Here is a 4082-nt window from a genome sequence, read left to right on the forward strand (position 1 = left end):
TTGAGTGGACGAGTGTTTCCAAGGCTTCCAGCGTTTCCAAAACCGTATCGGCTGGAAGACCACGCTTTGTGAGGAGCGCGGGTAAATAATGGTACGCATCAGCATACGCGACGTCGGGTGCAAAAAACTTAACTGTCGGGGCATTTTCCAGAATTAGTGCGCGCACTCGATTTCCCAGAACCGCCCTAATCAAAATATTAGCATCTAGAATAAGGGCTTTTCGACTCATTCCCCCAGAGCTTTCGGCTTTTTTGCCTGCCTACGCGCAGTCTTAAACTCAGTAACGATTGCTTCAATATCAACCGAGTGCGCAGCAAGTAGCTTATCCAAGGTCTCGCTGGCCTTTTTCAGCGCTGCAAGATCGGCCTCTCCTTGCCCGCGCGTTGGAATGAAATAACCCACGGTTTGCCCGTGCCGCGTTATGGCAACCGGCGTACTTGAGGCGATGTATTCGGCCAAATCGGCGCGGAACTCCCGCATCCCTACTTTCACCGTTTCCATAACAAGCCCCCCAGCAGAAATTGCGTATCCTTGCGTACGCAATTTGCACTTGCTGCCGCCATCCCGCAAGGAAAGAAAGAGACACGGGATCGCCAAGGGGCAAGCCCCTTGGCCGGAGGTGCAGGAGGCAGCGCCTCCTGCAATCGCGCTAGCGAACCCTAACGCCCCAGCACGCTTTCCAACCGCCGGGCAAAGGCGCGGGGGTCACGGACCGGGGAGCCTTCGAGGATATGGGCTTGGTCGAGCAGCAACCAGGCGGCATCGTCCAGCGGGGCATCCTTAGGGGTGGCAGTCAGTTTGGTGATGACCGGGTGCGTGGGGTTGATTTCCAGAACGCGCTTGGCGTCTTGCTCCAGGCGCTGATGGGCGCGTAGGAGTTTTTCCAGGTGCAGATCGACGTCACCCGCGTCGGCGACCAAGCAAACCGCGCTATCAGTAAGCCGTTGTGAAATCCGAACGTCTTTAACCGTATCGCCGTAGACCGATTTCAGCCGCTCGATCAGGGCGGCGAGGTCGGGTGTGGTTTCCGGCGCGGGGGCGGGTTTGTCGTCGCCCTCGGCGGTAATCTCGCCCAGGTCGGCCGCGCCGCGCGTGATCGATTGGAACGGCTTTTCCTCAAAGGTGCCGATCATCGGCAGCCAGAATTCATCGATGGGATCGGTGAGGTAGAGCACTTCGACGCCTTTCGCCCGGAAGCCTTCGAGATGCGGGCTGGCGGCAATCGTCTCGACGCTCTCGCCGGAGGCGGTATAGATCGCCTTTTGCCCCGGCTTCAGGCGGCCAACATACTCGGCAAGGCTCACCCAGCCACTTTCGGTGGAGGAGCGGAAGCGGGCGAGGCCCAAGAGGGCTTGGCGATTCTCGAAATCCTCATACAGCCCTTCCTTGAGGACGGGGCCGAAGGCTTCCCAGAAAGTTTCGTAAGCCGAACGGCCCTCTTCCACCTTGGCCTTTTTCTCCAACTCGGAGATAATTTTCTTCACGAGGCCGGAGCGGATTTTGCGGACCACTGGGTTGTTTTGCAGCATCTCGCGGCTAACGTTCAGCGGCAAATCGGCGGAATCGACGACGCCCTGAACGAAGCGCAGCCACGTCGGCATGAGGTCCTTGCACTCGTCGGTGATGAACACCCGGCGCACGTAGAGCTTCACCCGGCTTTGGCGGTCGGCGGTGAAAAGATCGGGCGGGCGTTTGCCGGGCAGATAGAGCAGCGCCGAATATTCCAGCGCGCCTTCGGCCTTAATATGCAAGGTCGCAAACGGATCGGTATTGTCGTAGGTCAGGCTTTCGTAGAAGGCTTTGGTTTGCTCTTCCGTCACCTCGTTTTTCGAGCGCGTCCAGAGGGCGGAGGCGGCGTTGATCGTCTCCTCGCCCTCGGCGGTCTTCAGCTTGATCGGCAGGGCGATATGATCGGAATAGCGGCGCACGATGGCCTTCAAGCGCCATTCGTCGAAAAACTCGGCCGCGTCTTCCTTCAAGAACAGGGTGATGCTGGTGCCGCGATCCGCTTGGTCCGCTTCCGCAACGGTAAAGCTGCCGCGCCCGTCCGACTCCCAGGAAAAGGCGCGCGCCGCCCCGACCTTGCGGCTCACCACGCGCACCCTATCGGCCACCATAAAGGCCGAATAGAAGCCGACGCCGAACTGACCGATCAGCGAGAAATCCTTCTTGCGTCGCCTTCCAGCTTTTCCAGAAACTTGCCCGTGCCCGAGCGCGCGATGGTGCCGAGGTTTTCCACCAGATCGGTGCGGTCCATGCCGATGCCGGTATCGATGATCGTCAGCGTCTTCGCCTCGGCATCGGGCACCAGGGTTACGGCATAGTCGAGTTGCGGGCCTGCCTTATCGGGTTCCGTGAGTGCCAAATAGCGGTGCTTGTCGCAGGCGTCGGCGGCGTTGGAGATCAGCTCGCGCAGAAACACTTCGCGTTCGCTATAGAGCGCGTGGGCGACAATATCGAGCAGGCGGCTGACTTCGGCCTGAAACGCGAGAGTTTCGCCCGCAGTTTCGGCGATAGTTTCAACAGTCATGGCACGGTCCTTTCTTCTTATGGCAACAGGGCGAGCCCGAGATAAGCGCCCGTCAAACGTGAATCAAGAGGGCTATTTCGCCGCATTGGCGGCATTGAGAATCGGCGCGATATCGATGCCATTGACCAGCACGCCGCCGGTATCGGTGACATCGATGCGGTAATCATATTGGCTGCGGCCATCCGCCGAGGTGCCCTTCTTGCCGACGCCCTTCATAAGCTGCAAGAACAGCACGGCCTGGGCGGCATTGCGGGTTTTCATCCCCTGAAGCTTGCCGAGCGAATCTTCGAGCCCGACTACGGAAATATTGGTGCCCCCCGGCGGGGCTTTCGCCGATTGGGCCGAAACCCCCGCCGACGCTAAAACCGCTGCAATCATTAGTCCGATCGCGCTCAACCGCATGTCCGCCTCCGCCACGTAAAAATTTCCTTCCCCTAGATAGGGTGCCGAGGCCGACTTGTCTTGCCTCAAACCGTGATTTCTGCGAAACGAAGAAAGAACATTCTAAGAGGAACCCGGAATTCTAAGGGGGTATGCACGGGTGCAAGGACTGACCGATAAAACCCTGAACCGCCTGCTGCGGCTGACCTTGGCGTTTCTCTGGATTTGGACCGGCATTGTCTCCTTAGGGCTTTTCCCGATTGCGGACAGTCTGGCCCTGGTCGCGCCGCTTGGGGTACCGGACGGGATGAGCCGCGCGCTTATTCTCGGCGGCGGCGGGCTGGATTTGCTCTTGGGGATTTTGCTGCTGGCGCGCTGGCGCGTGCCGTGGGTCGGCGCGGCGCAACTCGCGCTGATGGCGGCCTATACCGCACTGGTAACGCTGTTCATGCCCGAGCTGTGGTTGCATCCTTTGGGCGCGATTGCCAAAAACCTGCCGGTCGCGGCGGCAACCCTCGCGATGATGGCGCTGGAGGGCAAGCGTGGATAGCTATCTGCTCGTCAAACTAGTGCATGTCTTAAGCTCGACGCTCCTCTTCAGCACGGGGCTCGGCACCGCCTTTCACGGTTGGATGGCCGGGCGCAGCCGTAATCTTGCCGCCATGCGGGTCGTGAACCGCAATGTCGTGCTCGCCGATTGGCTTTTCACGACGCCTGCCGTGATCGTCCAGCCGGTGACGGGCGTTTGGCTCGCGCTCCAGGCGGGATTTCCGCTCACCGAAGGTTGGTTGGCGCTGGCAATCTTGCTTTATATTTTCGTTAGTGCGTGCTGGTTGCCGGTGGTCTGGCTGCAACTCCAGATGCAGCGGATGGTCGCCACCGCTGAGGACACCGGCCAGCCGCTGCCGGCGCGCTACGAAAAATTCGCGCGGCTTTGGTTTCGGCTCGGCTGGCCCGCTTTTATCGCCGTGATCGCGATTTTCTACCTGATGATCGTAAAGCCGGAGATCGGTTTTCTATAAAGAGAAAGGATACGTCCCATGAGCCAAATTCTCGCCCTGCGCCCCTTTGTTCCGGCACAAGATTTTGCGGTTTCCAAGCGCTTTTACGCGGCGATGGGCTTTACCCAAACCTATGGCGACGATGATATCGCCATGTTCAAGCAGGAAAG

At 59.4% G+C, this 4082-nt stretch carries 7 protein-coding genes; 2 read left to right on the forward strand and 5 right to left on the reverse strand.

Annotated elements, in window-relative coordinates; genetic code table 11:
• The 5 genes from VZ95_RS29195 to VZ95_RS06655 form a co-directional block, all read right to left on the reverse strand.
• Positions 1-229 (reverse strand): PIN domain-containing protein (locus VZ95_RS29195; RefSeq protein ID WP_045775160.1); only part of this gene is annotated, 229 nt, incomplete at its 3' end.
• Positions 226-501: a type II toxin-antitoxin system Phd/YefM family antitoxin gene (locus tag VZ95_RS06645; protein WP_045775161.1), complete on the reverse strand. Its 276-nt coding sequence runs from the start codon at positions 499-501 to the stop codon at positions 226-228. The genes VZ95_RS29195 and VZ95_RS06645, both read right to left, overlap by 4 nt.
• A 158-nt stretch (positions 502-659) precedes the next feature.
• Entirely contained in the window at positions 660-2156 is a 1497-nt protein-coding gene (htpG, locus tag VZ95_RS06650; RefSeq protein WP_332308019.1) for a molecular chaperone HtpG, read from the reverse strand.
• Positions 2153-2530: a hypothetical protein gene (locus VZ95_RS28635; protein ID WP_332308018.1), complete on the reverse strand. Its 378-nt coding sequence runs from the start codon at positions 2528-2530 to the stop codon at positions 2153-2155. The genes htpG and VZ95_RS28635 overlap by 4 nt, the downstream gene beginning before the upstream one ends.
• A gap of 72 nt (positions 2531-2602) precedes the next feature.
• On the reverse strand, positions 2603-2932 hold the full coding sequence (locus tag VZ95_RS06655) for a hypothetical protein (protein WP_045775162.1): 330 nt from the start codon (positions 2930-2932) through the stop codon (positions 2603-2605).
• A 139-nt stretch (positions 2933-3071) separates the two neighbouring features.
• On the opposite strand from VZ95_RS06655, the gene VZ95_RS06660 reads away from it, so the two are divergent.
• Entirely contained in the window at positions 3072-3461 is a 390-nt protein-coding gene (locus tag VZ95_RS06660; protein WP_045775163.1) for a DoxX-like family protein, read from the forward strand.
• Entirely contained in the window at positions 3454-3933 is a 480-nt protein-coding gene (locus tag VZ95_RS06665) for a DUF2269 family protein (RefSeq protein WP_045775164.1), read from the forward strand. The genes VZ95_RS06660 and VZ95_RS06665 overlap by 8 nt, the downstream gene beginning before the upstream one ends.
• Positions 3934-4082 lie beyond the last annotated feature (149 nt).

It is taken from the genome of Elstera litoralis, assembly GCF_000963705.1.
Taxonomy (GTDB): domain Bacteria; phylum Pseudomonadota; class Alphaproteobacteria; order Elsterales; family Elsteraceae; genus Elstera; species Elstera litoralis.

Bases quoted from the DNA above. Each gene is read 5' to 3' on its own strand.
- VZ95_RS06645 (WP_045775161.1), bottom strand. From the start codon at position 501: ATGGAAACGGTGAAAGTAGGGATGCGGGAGTTCCGCGCCGATTTGGCC.
- VZ95_RS28635 (WP_332308018.1), bottom strand. From the start codon at position 2,530: ATGACTGTTGAAACTATCGCCGAAACTGCGGGCGAAACTCTCGCGTTT.
- VZ95_RS06655 (WP_045775162.1), bottom strand. From the start codon at position 2,932: ATGCGGTTGAGCGCGATCGGACTAATGATTGCAGCGGTTTTAGCGTCG.